The 16,677-nt window shown below is 72.6% G+C and carries 11 protein-coding genes and 1 pseudogene; 7 read left to right on the plus strand and 5 right to left on the minus strand.

The features are described from left to right. The first annotated feature begins 78 nt into the window (after positions 1 to 78). The 4 genes and pseudogenes from B7L92_RS14515 (at position 79) to B7L92_RS14530 (ending at position 5,699) form a co-directional block, all read left to right on the plus strand. A complete protein-coding gene (locus B7L92_RS14515) occupies positions 79 to 933 on the plus strand; it encodes an LLM class F420-dependent oxidoreductase (RefSeq protein WP_081237878.1) in 855 nt (284 codons plus the stop codon). A 76-nt stretch (positions 934 to 1,009) separates the two neighbouring features. Next, positions 1,010 to 3,592: pseudogene (locus B7L92_RS14520) on the plus strand (bifunctional FO biosynthesis protein CofGH); the annotation flags it as partial. A 154-nt stretch (positions 3,593 to 3,746) separates the two neighbouring features. Then, the gene (locus B7L92_RS14525) at positions 3,747 to 4,328 is read left to right on the plus strand and encodes a hypothetical protein (protein WP_081237879.1); all 582 of its coding nucleotides are present in this window, start codon (positions 3,747 to 3,749) and stop codon (positions 4,326 to 4,328) included. 252 nt (positions 4,329 to 4,580) lie between these two features. Then, positions 4,581 to 5,699 (plus strand): ADP-ribosylglycohydrolase family protein, encoded by a 1,119-nt coding sequence (locus tag B7L92_RS14530; protein ID WP_081237888.1) that lies wholly within the window; start codon positions 4,581 to 4,583, stop codon positions 5,697 to 5,699. A gap of 56 nt (positions 5,700 to 5,755) precedes the next feature. On the opposite strand, the gene B7L92_RS14535 is transcribed toward B7L92_RS14530, so the two are convergent. The 3 genes from B7L92_RS14535 to B7L92_RS14545 form a co-directional block, all read right to left on the minus strand. After that, positions 5,756 to 7,312 (minus strand): sodium:solute symporter family protein, encoded by a 1,557-nt coding sequence (locus tag B7L92_RS14535; protein ID WP_081237881.1) that lies wholly within the window; start codon positions 7,310 to 7,312, stop codon positions 5,756 to 5,758. 279 nt (positions 7,313 to 7,591) lie between these two features. After that, positions 7,592 to 9,562: a DUF8823 domain-containing protein gene (locus tag B7L92_RS14540; RefSeq protein ID WP_081237882.1), complete on the minus strand. Its 1,971-nt coding sequence runs from the start codon at positions 9,560 to 9,562 to the stop codon at positions 7,592 to 7,594. A gap of 159 nt (positions 9,563 to 9,721) precedes the next feature. Further along, positions 9,722 to 12,322 carry a serine hydrolase gene (locus tag B7L92_RS14545; protein ID WP_081237890.1) on the minus strand — a complete coding sequence of 867 codons (2,601 nt, stop codon included), beginning with the start codon at positions 12,320 to 12,322 and terminating at the stop codon, positions 9,722 to 9,724. Positions 12,323 to 12,683: 361 nt separating this feature from the next. On the opposite strand from B7L92_RS14545, the gene B7L92_RS14550 reads away from it, so the two are divergent. The 3 genes from B7L92_RS14550 (at position 12,684) to B7L92_RS14560 (ending at position 15,003) form a co-directional block, all read left to right on the plus strand. Beyond that, a complete protein-coding gene (locus B7L92_RS14550) occupies positions 12,684 to 13,439 on the plus strand; it encodes a GOLPH3/VPS74 family protein (RefSeq protein ID WP_081237884.1) in 756 nt (251 codons plus the stop codon). Between the two features lie 290 nt (positions 13,440 to 13,729). Further along, positions 13,730 to 14,587, plus strand: coding sequence for a helix-turn-helix domain-containing protein (locus B7L92_RS14555; RefSeq protein ID WP_004986744.1), 858 nt, complete (start codon positions 13,730 to 13,732; stop codon positions 14,585 to 14,587). A gap of 224 nt (positions 14,588 to 14,811) precedes the next feature. Continuing rightward, positions 14,812 to 15,003, plus strand: a complete 192-nt coding sequence (locus B7L92_RS14560) for a DUF397 domain-containing protein (protein WP_004986745.1) — start codon at positions 14,812 to 14,814, stop codon at positions 15,001 to 15,003. Between the two features lie 190 nt (positions 15,004 to 15,193). Here the strand turns inward: B7L92_RS14560 and B7L92_RS14565 are convergent, their stop codons facing one another. Both B7L92_RS14565 and B7L92_RS14570 read right to left on the minus strand, forming a co-directional pair. Then, positions 15,194 to 16,045 carry a MerR family transcriptional regulator gene (locus tag B7L92_RS14565; RefSeq protein WP_081237886.1) on the minus strand — a complete coding sequence of 284 codons (852 nt, stop codon included), beginning with the start codon at positions 16,043 to 16,045 and terminating at the stop codon, positions 15,194 to 15,196. Between the two features lie 91 nt (positions 16,046 to 16,136). Further along, positions 16,137 to 16,601: a glutathione peroxidase gene (locus B7L92_RS14570; protein WP_051044527.1), complete on the minus strand. Its 465-nt coding sequence runs from the start codon at positions 16,599 to 16,601 to the stop codon at positions 16,137 to 16,139. Positions 16,602 to 16,677: the final 76 nt, after the last annotated feature.

Below are 16,677 nucleotides of genomic sequence, written 5' to 3' on the forward strand. Positions count from 1 at the left end.
ATGCCGACCGGTCGGTATGGACAGATGGGGCGGGCGGCGGTATTGATGGGTCCGTCGTCCGCGTACGAAAGGCCGCCCATGCGCATCGCCGTCACGATCTTCCTCACCGACGAGACGATCACCCCCGTCCGGCTCGCCCGGGAGCTGGAGCAGCGCGGGTTCGCCGGGCTGTACCTGCCCGAGCACACGCACATCCCCGTCGAGCGGACCACCCCGTACCCGGCGGGCGGTGAACTGCCCCGCGAGTACGGCCGCACCCTGGACCCCTTCGTCGCGCTCGGGCAGGCCGCCGCCGTCACCGAGCGGCTCGGGGTCGCCACCGGCATCACGCTCGCCGCGCAGCACGACCCGATCGACCTGGCCAAGCAGATCGCCACCCTGGACCACCTCTCCGGCGGCCGGTTCACGCTCGGGCTCGGCTTCGGCTGGAACGTCGAGGAGGCCGCCGACCACGGAGTGCAGTGGCGCACCCGGCGCGAGCTGGTCCGGGACCGGATGGGACTGATGCGGGCGCTGTGGGCGGAGGAACCGACCGCGTACGAGGGCGAGTTCGGCAGCGTCCGGGCCAGCGTCGCGTACCCCAAGCCGGTGCAGAAGCCGCGCGGTCCGATCGTCGGCCCGCGCACGCTGATCGGCGGGGCGGCCGGGCCGAGGCTGTTCGCGCACCTCTGCGAGTACGCCGACGGCTGGCTGCCCATCGGCGGGCGCGGCCTGTCCGAGTCGCTGCCCGCGCTGCGCTCCGCCTGGGCCGACGCGGGCCGCGACCCGGCCGCGCTCCAGGTCGTGCCGTACGCCGTCCTCCCCACCCCGGGCAAGCTCGCCCACTTCGCCGAACTCGGCATCGAGGAGACCGTGGTGCAGCTGCCGTCGGCGGGGGAGGCGGAGGTGCTGCGGGCGCTGGACGCGTACCAGCCGTTCGTCGACGCCCGGTGACCACCCGCCGGGCGCCCGGCCCGGTTACCCGCCCGGCCGCCCTTTGCCCTGATCACCCCGAACGTATGCTCAAAGGATGACGACCTCCGCGGCCTCCGGAACCGGCCCCACCGAGAACTCCCTGCGTCGCGCCCTCAAACGCGCCCGGGACGGCGTCTCCCTGGACGTCTCCGAGGCGGCGGTCCTGCTCCAGGCGCGCGGCGAGCACCTGACGGACCTGTCCGCCTCGGCCGCCCGGGTCCGGGACGCGGGGCTCGAGGCGGCGGGCCGTCCCGGTGTCATCACGTACTCGAAGAGCGTCTTCGTCCCGCTGACCCGGCTGTGCCGGGACAAGTGCCACTACTGCACGTTCGTCACCGTGCCCGGCAAGCTGCGCCGCGCCGGGCACGGGATGTTCATGTCGCCGGACGAGGTGCTGGACATCGCCCGCAGGGGCGCCGCCGCCGGCTGCAAGGAAGCCCTCATCACCCTCGGCGACAAGCCCGAGGACCGCTGGCCCGAGGCGCGCGAATGGCTCGACGCGCACGGCTACGACGACACGATCGCCTACGTCCGCGCGATCTCCATCCGCATCCTGGAGGAGACGGGCCTGCTGCCCCACCTCAACCCGGGCGTGCTGACCTGGACCGACTTCCAGCGCCTGAAGCCGGTCGCGCCCTCCATGGGCATGATGCTGGAGACCACCGCGACCCGCCTGTGGTCCGAGCCGGGCGGCCCGCACCACGGCTCCCCGGACAAGGAGCCGGCCGTGCGGCTGCGCGTGCTGGAGGACGCGGGCCGCTCCTCCGTCCCCTTCACCTCCGGCATCCTCATCGGCATCGGCGAGACCTACGAGGAGCGCGCCGAGTCCCTCTTCGCCCTGCGCCGGATCTCCCGCGCCCACCACGGCCTGCAGGAGCTGATCGTCCAGAACTTCCGCGCCAAGCCGGACACCGCGATGCGCGGCATGCCGGACGCGGAACTCGACGAGCTGGTCGCCACGGTCGCCGTCGCCCGGCACGTGCTGGGCCCGTCCGCCTGTCTCCAGGCCCCGCCGAACCTGGTCGACTCCGAGTACGGGCGGCTGATCGCGGCGGGCATCGACGACTGGGGCGGCATCTCCCCGCTCACCATCGACCACGTCAACCCCGAGCGGCCCTGGCCGCAGATCGACGAACTGGCCGAGAAGTCCCGGGCAGCCGGCTTCGAGCTGCGCGAACGCCTCTGCGTCTACCCGGAGTTCGTCACCCGCGGCGAGCCCTGGCTGGACCCGCGGCTGCGCCCGCACGTGGCCGCGCTCGCCGACCCGGCCACGGGCCTGGCCCGCCCGGACGCGGTGGTCGAGGGCCGCCCCTGGCAGGAGCCGGACGAGGCGTTCACCGCGAGCGGCCGCACCGACCTGCACCGCACCATCGACACCGAGGGCCGCACCGCCGACCGCCGCGACGACTTCGACGAGGTCTACGGCGACTGGGAGGCCCTGCGCGAGGCCGCCGTCCCCGGGATGGCGCCGCAGCGCATCGACACCGATGTGCGCGCCGCCCTGCGCACGGCGGCCGACGACCCGACGCGGCTGACCGACGCCGAGGCCCTCGCCCTGCTGCACGCGGACGGCCCGGCGCTGGACGCGCTGTGCGGGGTGGCGGACGACGTGCGCAAGTCGGCGGTGGGCGACGACGTCACCTACATCGTCACCCGCAACATCAACTTCACCAACGTCTGCTACACCGGCTGCCGCTTCTGCGCCTTCGCCCAGCGCCGCACCGACGCCGACGCGTACACGCTCTCGCTGGAGCAGGTGGCCGACCGGGCGCAACAGGCCTGGGACGTGGGCGCGGTGGAGGTCTGCATGCAGGGCGGCATCCACCCCGACCTGCCCGGCACCGCGTACTTCGACATCGCGCGGGCGGTCAAGGAGCGCGTCCCCGGCATGCACGTGCACGCCTTCTCCCCGATGGAGGTGGTGAACGGCGCGGCCCGCACCGGCCTGTCGATCCGCGAGTGGCTGACGGCGGCGAAGGAGGCGGGCCTGGACACCATCCCGGGCACGGCGGCGGAGATCCTCGACGACGAGGTCCGCTGGATCCTGACCAAGGGCAAGCTGCCGGCGGCGACCTGGATCGAGGTCGTCGAGACGGCCCACGAGCTGGGCATCCGGTCGAGCTCGACGATGATGTACGGCCACGTCGACCAGCCCCGCCACTGGCTCGGGCACCTGCGCACCCTGGCGGGGATCCAGCAGCGGACCGGGGGCTTCACGGAGTTCGTGACGCTCCCCTTCGTGCACACCAACGCCCCGGTCTACCTGGCCGGCATCGCCCGTCCCGGCCCGACGGTCCGCGACAACCGCGCGGTCACGGCGATGGCCCGCCTCCTGCTCCACCCGCACATCCCCCACATCCAGACGAGCTGGGTCAAGCTGGGCGCGGAGGGGGCGGCTCAGATGCTCCGCTCGGGCGCGAACGACCTCGGCGGCACCCTCATGGAGGAGACCATCTCCCGCATGGCGGGCTCCTCCTACGGCTCCTACAAGTCGGTCAAGGACCTGATCGCGGTCGCGGAGGCCGCCGGCCGCCCGGCGAAGCCCCGCACCACCCTGTACGGGGAGGTCCCGGAGGAACGCCGACGCGCGGCCGAGGCCTCGGACGGGCACCTGCCGGAGCTGCTGCCGGTGCTGGACGGGAACGGTGGGTACGGCGGGGACGGCGGGGACGGCAGGAACGACAGGAAGCGCGGGGACGGCGGGGACGAGGCAGGGCACGGGCTGGCAGTAGGATGATCCGACCCCTGATGTCGGGGATCGGAACTCCGTCCGACCGAGGAGATGCGTACCGGTGCCAGCCCGTCTTCCTTCGTGGGCCTGGGTGACCGGGCTGACCACGGGGGCGATAGCCGTGGTGGCCGTCCTGGCGGTGCAGGCCGACCAGGGGGCGAAGCCCACCGCCGCCACGAGCCGGCCGAGCGCGTCGGCGACGGCGGACGCGAAGGCGTCCGCGAAGCCGTCGGCGGAACCGGAGGCGGAGAAGAAGCCGGTGGCGGTGCCGGACGGCTCCGGGACGGGCCGCCGGATCGTCTACTCCCTCGGCCAGCAGCGGGTGTGGCTGGTCGACGCCAGCGACGCCGCCCGCCGCTCCTTCACGGTGTGGCCGGGGACGGTCCCCCCGGACCCCGGCTCCTACACGATCGGCACCCGCACCGAGGCCACGACCGGGAGCGACGGCGTGGAGATCGAGCACATCCTCTACTTCACCGCGAAGTCCGGCGTCTCCGTCGCCTTCTCCAACGCCGTGGACGGCTCCTCGCCCCCGCCCGCCGCCTCGGGCGCCCGGACCGGCGGCATCCGCGTCGCCAAGGCCGACGGAGAGGCCCTGTGGGCCTTCGGCACGGCGGGGACGACGGTCCGGGTCGTGGAGTAGCCGCGCGGGTCCGGGGCCGCCCGTCCGCCACGCGTCCGCCGGACGCCCGCCGGACGGCAGGCAGGGCGGGTCGGAACAGGCGGCCGGCACGGTGGCCCGGAGCAGGCGTCCGACGCCGATCCGGGTGACCACTTGTGGCCGGACCCGACCACTTCGGTCACTTCTCCCATACCTCTCTGCTCCTGAACCGGACCTCCCGGTTCGATTACAGTGCTGGGCGTCGCACGTACGGACGGTGCCTGGGAGGTCTGGGTGGGGGCGACTGCCGGGCCCGTGTGGGGGCGCCGTGAGCAGCAGGACTTCCGCAGCCGGGTGCGCGGGACGCTGCTCGGGGCGGCCGTCGGGGACGCCCTCGGCGCGCCCGTGGACGGGCTGGACCTCGACGCGATCCGCCGGGCGCACGGCGCCGGGGGCATCGCCGACCTCGCCCCCGCCTACGGCCGGCGCGGTGCCGTCACCCACCACACCCAGCTCACCCTCTTCTCCGTGGACGGCCTGATCCGCGCCCAGGTGCGGCGCGACACCGGCGTCTGGCACCCGCCCACCGACCTGCACCGGGCGTATCTGCGCTGGGCCACCACCCAGCGCGACTGGGGCCCGGACGAGCGCCGCGAGGAGGACGGCTGGCTGGCCCGCGAGGAGTGGCTGTACGCCCGCCGCGACCCGGCCCGCGCGCTGCTGATCGGGCTCGGCGACGAGACGATGGGGACGCCGGCGGCGCCCAAGAACCCCGCCGAGGCCGGACCGGAGGCCGCCGCCCGTTCCGCGCCGTTCGGCCTGCTCGTCGGCTGGGAGCCGCAGCTCGTCGCCCAGCTCGCGGTGGAGTGCGCGGCACAGACCCACGGGCGTCCGACCGCCTGCCTCGCGGCGGGCGCGTACGCCGTGATCGTGCACGCGCTGGCCCGGGGCGAGCACCTGGACGCGGCGGTGCGGCAGGCGCTCGCGCTGCTGGCCGCGCGGCCCGGTCACGAGCCGGTGTCCGAAGCCCTGCAGCAGGCGCTGGGGGCCGTGCGGCAGGGCGTGCCCACGCCGGAGCGGGTGACCCGGCTGGTCGGCGCCGCGACCGCCGAGGGCGCCGTGGCCGCCGCCGTGTACTGCGCCCTGGTGGGCGAGGACGTACGGCACGGGCTGCGGCTGTCGGTCAACCACGACGGGCCCTCGGCCGCGACCGGCACCCTCACCGGCGGTCTGCTCGGCGCCCTGCACGGCGAGACGGCCCTCCCGCCGGCCTGGCTGGTCGAACTGGAGGGCCGTCCCACGATCCTGGAGCTCGCCGACGACTTCGCCATGGAGATGACCCAGGGCCCCGCCCTGCACGGGCCCGGCGGCTCGTCCCCCGCGTGGCTGGCGCGGTACCCGCGGGGCGCGTGAGACCCCGCGGGGTGCCTGAGATCCTGCGGGGCGCGTGAGACCCCAGGGGGCGTGTGTCAGTCCTTCACCGGCGCGGGGGCCCCGTCCCCCGACGGCACCGCCGCCGCGGCCGAGCCGTCGCCGTCGGTGTTGATGCGCTCGATGAGCGCCAGCCGCTCCGGGGTGTCCTCCGGCTTCGCGTAGCCGATGAGGACGTACAGGACCAGGGAGACGGCCAGCGGGATCGAGACCTGGTACTCCAGCGGTACGCCGCCGTCGACGGACCAGTGGATCGGGTAGTTCACCAGCCAGAAGGCCAGCAGGCCGGTCGCCCAGCTGGTGAGCGCGGCCGTCGGACCGGAGCGGCGGAACGGCCGCAGCAGGCCCAGCATCATCGGGATGGCGATCGGGCCCATCAGTCCGGCCACCCACTTGATGACGACCGTGATGATGTCCTTGAAGGTCGGCGAGTCGACCTGGGTCGCCACCGCCATGGACAGGCCGAGGAAGACCACCGTCGTCACCCGCGCCGCGATCAGGCCCGAACGCTCGCCCCACAGCCGCGCCCTGGCCGACAGCACCGGTGCCACGTCGCGGGTGAAGACGGCCGCGATGGCGTTGGCGTCCGAGGAGCACATGGCCATCGTGTGGGAGAAGAAGCCGACGATGACCAGGCCCAGCAGGCCGTGCGGCAACAGCTGTTCGGTCATCAGGGCGTAGGAGTCGGAGCCGTCCGCCTTCCGGGAGTCCACCAGCAGCGGTGACATCCACATCGGGAAGAACAGCACCAGCGGCCAGACCAGCCACAGCACCGCGGAGAGCCGTGCCGAACGCTCGGCCTCCCGGGGGGTGGGGGTGGCCATGTAGCGCTGGGCCTGGTTGAGCATGCCGCCGTTGTACTCGAACAGCTTGATGAAGAGGAACGCCAGCAGGAAGACCGTGCCGTACGGGCCGACCAGCGGCTCCCCGTGGCCCTGGAGTTCGGGCTCGTCCCAGACGCCGAAGAAGCCGCCGTGGTCGCCGAGTTCGGCGAGGACGGCGAAGAGCATCGCGAGCCCGGCCAGCAACTGGATGACGAACTGGCCGAGTTCGGTCAGCGCGTCCGCCCACAGGCCGCCGATGGTGCAGTAGACCGCCGTGACCGCACCGGTGATGAGGATGCCCTGGTTGAGCGAGACGCCGGTGAACACCGACAGCAGGGTGGCGATCGCCGCCCACTTCGCGCCCACGTCCACGATCTTCAGCAGCATGCCGGACCAGGCCAGCGCCTGCTGGGTCTTCAGGTCGTAGCGGTTCTTCAGGTACTCCAGCGGGGACGCCACGTGGAGCCGTGAGCGCAACCGGTTGATCCGGGGGGCGAACAGCTTCGACCCGATGGCGATGCCCAGGGCGATGGGGAAGGACCAGGTGACGAAGGACGTCACGCCGTAGGTGTAGGCGATGCCCGCGTACCCGGTGAACATCACCGCGCTGTAGCCCGACATGTGGTGGGAGATGCCGGAGAGCCACCACGGCATCCTGCCGCCGGCCGTGAAGAAGTCGCTGACGTTGTCCACCCGCTTGTGGGACCAGATGCCGATGGCGATCATCACGGCGAAGTAGCCGATGAGCACCGCCCAGTCGAGACTGTTCATGTCCCCCCTTTCGGGGTCCGCCTTGTGAACTCCACTCACCCGGTTGGCACTTCGCCTGAGTGGGGTAGGGGCGAGAAGGGCCGCGAAGTGCCCGCTCATCGTGGGTGGGGTGGCGTGGGCGCGACAAGAAAGTGTCAGGTCAAGAGGAAGCAAAAATGTTCGACTAGGTGACCTTGGTTCATGTGTGTGAACGCGAAGGGTGCCGCGGAATCCGCACCGCGAACCGGCGGGGAAGGGCGTTCAGGGGCCGGTCGTCAGGGGCCGGTCGGGCGGGCCGTCTCAGCGCAGTTCGTCCGGGCAGGGCGTGCCCCGCGACCACTGGTACGGCGCCTCCAGCCGGTACGTGCCCGCCTTCGGGGCGAGCAGCATCGTCCACCGGTCGCCGTTCGCGTCCTCCTCCGTCTCCCTCAGGCAGCCGTGGACGTTCTCGTAGGTCTTCGGCTCACCCTCGGGACGGTTCTTCGACTCCTCCGTCTCCTGCGGCGGATCCAGCTTGTCGCCCTCGGCGTCGACGATGCTCAGCCACGGCGAGTACGGGATGCGGACGAGGACGCGGCCCGCCTTCTCCACGCGCAGCGTCATCCCGCCCTGCTCGGCCCGCTCCACCACCGTGTCCGGCTCGGCCAGCGGGGTCGGGTCGCTCACCTCGAACAGCTGCCAGTTGGCGTCGCCCCAGATCTGCTTCAGGTACGGCAGCCCGCGCTGCACCAGCTCCCGCTCCCGCTGGCCGCCGTCACCGTCCGGCTCGTCCTTCGGCAGCACCACGAAGTGCACGCCCCAGCGCTTCAGCCACTCGTGGTAGTTCGCCGAGTTGAGCGTGTCGTCGTAGAAGAGCGGGTTGCGCTTCATGTCGGCCTGCCGGTTCCAGCCGCGGGCCAGGTTGACGTACGGGGCGAGGGCGGAGGCCTCGCGGTGCGAGCGGGCCGGGACGACCTCCACCCGGCCCCGCTCGGCGCCGACCTCCTGGAGCTCGTTCACCAGCGGCGCCAGCTCACGCGCCCAGGACGCCCGCGGGGTGGTGTGCACGATGTCGTCGACCGACTTGAAGCCGATCCAGCCGGTGAAGAAGACGGAGGCGACCACGATCGCGTACCACTTGCGGGACCTCGGCGCCGCGAACGGCAGCGCGGCCACCAGCGCCACGCCCGCGAACAGCATCGACAGCCGCGTGATGTTCGAGCCGATCTGCGAGCTGATCAGCCAGACCAGCACCACCCCGAGCCCGTACACCGCGGACGTGATGCGGACGGTCTTCCACTCCCGGGGCACCAGGACGACCACCAGGACCGAGTACAGCAGCGGCAGGACCACCGAGCCGAAGCCCATCGGCTGCGTCCCCGAGAACGGGAACAGCCAGGCCGACACCGCCACCACCGCACTCGGCGCCAGCCCGAGCGCCCACGCCCCGGGCAGGCGCTTCTGGAAGAACAGCGCCACCGCCACCAGACCCACGAACAGCCCCGCGACCGGCGAGGCCATCGTGGCCAGGGCCGCCAGCGGGGCCGCGCACAGGGCCTTCGCCCAGCGTTTGTAGCGCCACCGGTGCGGCCAGCAGAAGACGACCGCGACCGCGCCGAGCGCGAACATGGTGCCCAGCCCGAACGTCACCCGCCCCGAGGCCGCGTTGCACAGCAGCGCGAACACGCCCGCGAGCGCCGCCCACAGGGGATTGCGCACACCACGGCTGCGCATGAGGACCAGCGTCAGCAGCCCCGCCGACACCGTCCCCGCGATCATCATCGTCGTCCGCACCCCGAGGAGCGACATCAGGTACGGGGACACCACGCTGTACGACACCGGGTGCATACCGCCGTACCAGGCCAGGTTGTACGCGGAGTCGGGGTGCCGACCGACGAACTCGGCCCACGCGTCCTGCGCCGCCAGGTCGCCGCCGCTGTTGGCGAACGTGAAGAACCAGACGACGTGCAGGAGACCGGCGAGAGCGGTGACGGACAGGACGGGGTGCCGCAGCACACGGGCGCGCACGGCGAGGACGGCGGCCCCGGCACGGGAGGTGCGGGGGGCGCCGCCGGTGCCGTCAGGGGCGGGGACCGTGGGGCCCTCCGGACGTGCCGCGGGGGCCTCCGGACGCACCGCGGGGTTCTCCGGACGCACCGTGGGTCCCTCCGGACGCATCGTGGGGTTCTCCGGACGCTGCGCGTCGGGCACGCGTATTCGCGGTCCGGTTCCCGAGCCGGTGCCCCGGCCCGGATCGGCGTCGTCGGCGCGTGTCGGCTCCGCAGTGGCCACCTGAAGGCACTCCCCGTGTCCCGTCTCCTGTGCGCGGCCGCGTTCCGGTGACCGGCGGCCTGCCCGTTTCGTGACGCTAGCACGCACCCCGTCGGCCGTCGCCCGGACGGGGGCGGCCGACGGGGTGCGCGCGTGCGCGCCGCGCACGCGCGTACCGGATCAGGAGACGCGCGTCAGCTTGTCCGTGAAGCCGGGTTCCACCAGATCCTCCTGGAGGGCGACCGGCACCTTGACGGCGCTGCTCGTGCCGTCGCCCACGGTGAGCGTGCCCACCTTGGTGCCGGCCTCCGCCTGGTGCGGCAGGTCGTCGTCCGCGGCGAACGTCAGCTTCACCGACAGCCCCGCCCAGCCGACGGCCTCGACGTCCTCGGTGACGGCGACGGGGGTGCGGCCGCCGAGACCGTCGTCCACGTACCCGACCACGGTGCCCTTCTTCAGGATCGTCGCCGACTCCAACGCGCCCTGCGCGGCCCGGATCAGCAGGTCGCTCGAGGTGAGGGCGGCGGACAGGATGGTGTTGTCCTTGCCGCCCGCGGGCTGGCGGACCACGGCGCCGATGATGAGCCGGGTCTCGCCGTCGACCTCCTTCTTCGCGGCGAACACGAGGTTGCCGAGCGCGGAGGTGGTGGTGCCGGTCTTGATGCCGACGACGCCGTTGCTGCCGACCAGCTGGTTCCAGTTGGGCCAGTTCTTGCCCTTGTAGTCGTCGTACGACATCATCGCGGCGACCTCGCGGAACGCGGGCTGCTGCATCGCGGCCTTGGCCAGCTTCACCTGGTCCACGGCCGTGCTCACGGTGGTGTTGTTCAGCCCCGAGGGGTCGGTGTACGTCGTGTCGGTCATGCCGAGGTCCTTCGCGGCCTCGTTCATCTTCTCGACGAACGCCTCCTCGGACCCCGCGTCCCAACGGGCGAGCAGCCGCGCCACGTTGTTCGCGGACGCGATCAGGACGGCCTCGATCGCCTCCCGCTGGGAGATCTCGTCGCCCGCGGTGACGTTGACGGTCGACTCCTGACCGGCGTCGGACTGCTTCTCGGCGAGCTCGTCGATCTTGATCATCGGACCCTCGGCGCCGCTCTTGAGCGGGTGGTCGCGCAGGACCAGGTACGCGGTCATGACCTTGGCGACACTGGCGATCGGCACGGGCTTCTGCTCGCCGGAGGAGCCGAACGTGCCGATGCCCTGGACGTCGAGCGCGGCCTGCCCGGCCGCCGGCCACGGGATGTCGACCTTGTCGCCCTCGAAGGTGTAGCTGTCCTGGGCGGTGAGCTCGAGCGTGGGCGCCGGCAGCGGGCGGACGTTCTGCACGACCGCGAAGACGATCACCAGCAGCAGGACCAGCGGGGTCCAGATCTTGACCCGCCGCACGGCCGTCCGCAGCGGGGTCTCCGGCGGCGGCGGGGTGTTGGTCAGCTCGGCCAGCAGGTCCAGCGGCGGCTTGGGCGGCAGCGGCTGCTGCGTCGTCCGCTCGGGCTCGACCTGCGGGGCGGGGGCGGCGGTCGCGCCGGCGGGTGCGGGGGGACGCGCGGCCGGCGGCGCGGTGCGCAGCGCGGTGGTGGCGTCCTCGCCACGCGGCGGCTTGCGGGTGCCGGGGTCGTCGAACTCCTTCAGCGCGACGAACTTGCTGGTCCGCTCGGCCGCGGTCTCGGGCTCGGTCTCGGGCTCGGACGTGGACTCGGACGCGCTGCCGGACTTGGCCTTGGCGCCCGCGCCGCCCAACTTGAGCATGGTGGTGGGCTGGTCGACGGGGGACGCGGAGGGACGCCTGGTCCTGAAGACGGCGGTGGGCTGATCGACGGGGCCCTTGGCCTTGGTCCGGGACCCGGCCTCGGTGTCGGCTGCGTCCCCGGTGCCGGTGTCGGCGGGTTCGTCGTCGTCGGCCTTCGGGCCGCCGGCCTCGGGGGCGGCCCCGGCACCGGCCTCACGGGAGTCGGTGGACGGGTCCGCGTCGTCGGCGTCGGCGTCGGAATCGTCGGCGTCGTCGGAGGCCGAGCCGCCGTCGGCGGTCCGGTCGGCGGGAGCGGTCTTCGGGGAGCTCGCGGGCGGGTCCGCGTCCGGGGACGCGTCGTCGTCCTCGGACGAACCCGCCTCGGGGGCGTCGTCCGCGTCACCCGTCGCCTCGGGGGCGCCGCCGTCCCGGGGCTCGTCGCCGTCCTCGTCGTGGGACGCGTCGTCCGCGGCGTCCGCGGCGTCCTCGGCCCCACCGATCACGTCCGGGGCCGGACCGGCCTCCGGGGCTTCCCGTACGGCCTCCCCGGGCCCCGCGTCGCCCCCGTCGGCGGTGCCGCCCCGGGACGGCCCGTCCGCCTCGGACCCGGACGGGTCGGACGCACCCTCGTCGGCGTCCGTGCCCTCGTTCTCGTCCTTCTCGCCCTCGTTCTTGTTCTCGCCCTCGTCGCCGGCCTTCGGGCCTCCGGCAGGGGCGGTCGCCCGCTCGGAGGCGTCTCCCGCGTCGCTCCCGGTCTCCGCACCGGCGTCGGCGCCGTCCTCGGCGGTGGCCTTCCCGCCGTCGGCCGGGGCGTCCTCGGCCCCGTCCTCGGACTCCGCCGCACCGGCGGTGCCCTCACCGGGCTCCGCCGGGCGCACCCACGAGGCCACCGCCTCGCTCATCCGGCCGGCGCCCTCCGCAGCAGAATCGTCACGGCTCCCGGCGGACGCGTCGTCGGCCGCCGCGTCCTCCGTCGCCTCACGCACCGACAGCACCCGGGTGGCCGTGTCGCCGTTCCCGCGGTTCTCGGAAGACGCGGCCTCGCGGGCCACCGCCAACCGGGGGTCCCGCTCCTCGGCGGAGTTCCTCGCCTCGGGAACCGGACCCGCGCTCCCCGACGTCGGTTCTGCCGACGACTCGCGCTGCTTCGACCTGTCGGGGGACTCGCCCGCCACCGATGCCTCCTCGCATGTGCCGCACGCCCCGCGTGCGCCAACCCAACCGTGAACCATCGCCCGCGACAACGCTCCGCGCGCTGTCCGAACCCTGTACCAGTGTCCTGTGTTGCGGGCCGATCCCACGTGCTAGACGAGAACGACATACCTACCGGTTCCCTTACGAACCGGTCACGCACCCTCGACAGACCAATGTGAGAGGGGTCACCCTGTCATTCATCCACGCGGGGAGGCATGGATGGGCAGGAGCCGCAGAACACTTCCGGAGGAGCTTCTGCTGCTGGCGTTGGACCCGACCACGGGTACCACCGCACAGCCGCAGTCGCTCGACCTCGGTCTGGCCGGAGCACAGCTAGTGGAGCTGGCGCTGGCCGGACGGATAGCCCCAGACGGGGATCGTATCGCCGTGGTGGTGCCACGGCCGACTGGAGATCCGACATTGGACTGCGCGTTGGAGTTGCTGCGAAGGCGCGGCGCTCCGGTACGGGCCGTCCACTGGATCGGCGGGCCGCGTCTCGGGCTCCGCCAGACCTACCTCTCGCATCTGGAGCGCTGCGGCATGGTGCACGCCGTGGCGGGACAGATGTGCGGGGTCTTGCCGACGACTCGCTACCAGGCGACGGACACCGAGATCAGCCGGGAGATCAGGGCCCGGCTGGACTCCGCGATCCGCACCGGCGTTCCGCCGGACCCGCGGACCGCGGCGCTCGCCGCACTGGCGCACGCGGTCGGCCTCGGCAAGCACCTGTACCCGGGGAACGAGGGACGCTCCTCGCGTTCCCGGTTGCGGGACCTGATCCGGCACGACCCGATGGGCGGCCTCGTGGCGCACGCCGTGATGGACGTTCAGAACGGCGTGGCGGCCCAGCCGCGCCGCAGCCCCGCCGCGGCCGGCCGTCAGGCCCCCGCCGGGGGCCGGGGCGCGACGGAACCGGCCCGAGGCGTTCCGTCGCAACCGCACCGCGGATCCATGGCGCGTGTCGTGGCCCACTGAACCGCACGTCCCCGAGGGGCCCACGACACACCGCGGACGCACGGCACGACACCGCAGAACCGGTCACGGGAGCCGCTGTCCGAGCGGGGCGGAGGGAGTACACGGGACCTCCTCCGCCCCGCTCGGCGTGCCCGGAACCGGCGTCCGTGCCGTCACCGTTGCGCGAACCGGCGCGCACCCGCCGTATATCCACCGTTTCCCAGCGGTAGGAAGCACCTTGGTGGCAATCTGCTCGACAGCAGATACGCAAAGTGGCAAGTATGAGGCATGCAGCCGGAGGTGCACGTCCCGTGGCATCCAATGTCAATCCCACCGTCAGGCGGCGCCGGCTGGGCCAGGAGCTGCGCAGGCTCCGCGAGCTCAAGGGCATGACCGCCGAGGAAGTGGCGGAACGGCTGCTGGTGTCGCAGTCGAAGATCAGCCGGCTGGAGAACGGCCGGCGCAGCATCAGCCAGCGCGACGTCCGCGACCTGTGCGGGGTCTACGAGGTGGAGGACCAGCGCATCGTCGACTCGCTGATGCAGATGGCCAAGGACTCGCGCCAGCAGGGCTGGTGGCACGCCTTCGGCGACATCCCGTACAGCGTCTACATCGGCCTGGAGACGGACGCGGAGTCGCTCAGGGTCTACGAACCCCAGATCATCACCGGCCTGTTGCAGACCCGCGCGTACGCCGAGGCGATCGTCCAGGGCGGTTCGCCGGAGTCGTCCGAGCAGGAGAACGACAAGCGGGTCGAGGTCCGTCTGCGCAGGCAGAGCCGCATCACCGCCGAGAAGGACCCGCTGCGGCTGTGGGTGGTGCTGGACGAGGCGTCGCTGCGGCGGGTCGTCGGGAGCCGGCAGGTGATGCGCGAACAGCTCGAGCACGTCATGGAGTTGTCCCAGCTTCCGCACATCACCGTGCAGGTGCTGCCGTTCGAGGTGGGCGCGCACGCCGGTATCAACGGCCAGTACTCGATCCTGGAGTTCGCCGACGCGGCCGACTCGAGCGTCGTGTACATCGAGGGCGTGACCAGTGACCTGTACCTGGAGAAGCCGCACGACGTGCAGAAGTACACCGTGATGTACGAGCACCTGCGGGCCCAGTCCCTGAACGTGGACCAGTCCCGTCAGCTCGTCGAGCGCATCGCGAAGGACTACGCACGCTGATCCGTCGTCATGCGGAGGCGAACCCTACACCTCTGGCATGACCGTCGGGAAGACTCGTCCGGAATATGCCATCCGGTCGAGTGAATGGCCGCTTCGGAAGAGGATGTTGGCGAGTAGCGTCGATCACGCCACCCACCAGTGTGGGGTGGCGCAATCCGTTCTGCGGGTCCATGCCGGAATGCGCAGCCCGGGACAGCAACTCAGCAACTGGCTACGGAGCGAACATGGCAATTCGTCTGGGTGCCACGGAAACGTGGACGACATCCTCCTACACCAACAACAACGGCGCGTGCGTGATGGTCAGGTCGACCCACCGGGAAGCGCTGGAACTCGGGGACACCAAGGTCCCCGAGGGTCCGAAGCTGGCCTTTCCCGCGGACGCGTGGAGCGCCTTCGTGGCCTCGGTGAAGGACTGATCGGACCGGCGACCGCCCCACGGACCACTGGTGCCGGAGCCACCGGCACGGACGCCCCGGGCACCGGTGCCGTCGGCACGGACGCCGTCGGCACACGCACCACGGGTACCAGTACCGCCGAAAGGGCCCTCTCGACCAGCTCGCCGTCCTAGCCGAGAGGGCCCCGGTGCGTGGCCCGGCCTCCTGCCGCTCAGCTCACCGGGAAGGCCACGTCGCACACCGGGTCCTCGGCCCCGGCGGCGTCCCAGTCCGCGAAGTACACCTCCCGGCAGGGGCCCGCCTGCGCCAGCCCTTCGGCGGCCATCCACTGCTCCACCGCTTCGAAGGCGGCCATGATCTGCGGATGCGCCACCTGCGCCTTGGTGATCCGGGTGCGGGCCAGCCGTCGGGCCGGCTCCACCCGTACCGCCGTCTCCCAGGACCGGCCCCGCCGCGCGGCCCACTCCCGCGCCGCCGCCTCGTCGGCGACCGGGACGCACGCCTCGGCGGGGCCGTCGCTCTCCATCGACACCTCGGAGTGGTACACCACGAACGGCGCCCCGGTCATGCCCCCGCACTCCCGGGCCGCCTCCTCCAGCCGCCCCAGCGAGGCCCCGATCCACGCTGGCAACTCGTCCACCAGCGTGTGCCGCGTCTCGGTGATCAACACCTGCCCGGGCACGTCCACCGTCTCGACCACGAACTTCCCGTACATCTCGGAGCTCCTCCCCGACAACCGTCCACGGAGGTACTCGGCGAGGGTCCGCTGCCCGGCGATCCGCGCCTCGACGTTCGCCCAGTAGGCGTCGAGCCGGTCGGCCGCCGTCGCACCGTCGTCCGCGTCGACGACCTCGGCGATCACCGCCAGCGGCATGTCCAACTGCCGCAACAGCGCGATCGTCCGGGCCCGCCCGACCTGACCGGCCCGGTAGAACCGGTAACCGGTTCCCCCGTCGACCCGCGCCGGGGCCAGCAGCCCCAGACGGTCGTACAGCCGCAGGGCCTTGGCCGACAGCCGCGCCCGCGCCGCGAACGCGCCGATCCCGAGCAGTTCCTCGTCCACCCCGTCATCCTCCGTCGCCGGGCGGCCCTTCCACCCGGCGACACCGAGGCTCGGCCCTGTCCCAGGGGCAAGGTCAACGGGGTGCCGGACGTCAGCCGAGCGCCTTCTCCACCGCCGCCACGACCTCGGCCGACTCCGGCTCGGTCTGCGGCGAGAAGCGGGCGACGACCTCGCCGTCCCGCCCGATCAGGAACTTCTCGAAGTTCCAGCGGACGTCCCCGTCGTGCCCCTCGGCGTCGGCGAAGCCGACCAGCCGCTGGTACAGGGCGTGCCTGCCCTCCCCGTTCACCTCGACCTTCTCGGTCATCGGGAAGGTCACGCCGTACGTCGCCGAACAGAACTCGGCGATCTCCTCCGCGCTGCCCGGCTCCTGCCCGAGGAACTGGTTGCAGGGCACGCCCAGCACCGTGAAGCCGCGCTCCGCGTACCGCTCGTGCAGCCGCTCCAGCCCGGCGTACTGCGGGGTCAGCCCGCACTTGGAGGCCACGTTCACGACGAGCACGGCCCGTCCCGCGTACTGCGCGAGCCCGGCGGAGCCACCGTTCAGGGCACCGATCTCGACATCGAGGGGGGAGGCACCGTCGCGGCCGTCGCCGCCGTTGTTCTCTGCGTTCTCTGCGTTCTCTGCGTTC

It is taken from the genome of Streptomyces viridosporus (genome assembly GCF_002078235.1).
Lineage (GTDB): Bacteria > Actinomycetota > Actinomycetes > Streptomycetales > Streptomycetaceae > Streptomyces > Streptomyces viridosporus.

Excerpts from the sequence above, each read along its gene's own strand:
- B7L92_RS14515 (WP_081237878.1), top strand. The coding sequence starts at position 79 with ATGCGCATCGCCGTCACGATCTTCCTCACCGACGAGACGATCACCCCC.
- B7L92_RS14535 (WP_081237881.1), bottom strand. The coding sequence starts at position 7,312 with ATGAACAGTCTCGACTGGGCGGTGCTCATCGGCTACTTCGCCGTGATG.
- B7L92_RS14550 (WP_081237884.1), top strand. The coding sequence starts at position 12,684 with ATGGGCAGGAGCCGCAGAACACTTCCGGAGGAGCTTCTGCTGCTGGCG.
- B7L92_RS14560 (WP_004986745.1), top strand. The coding sequence starts at position 14,812 with ATGGCAATTCGTCTGGGTGCCACGGAAACGTGGACGACATCCTCCTAC.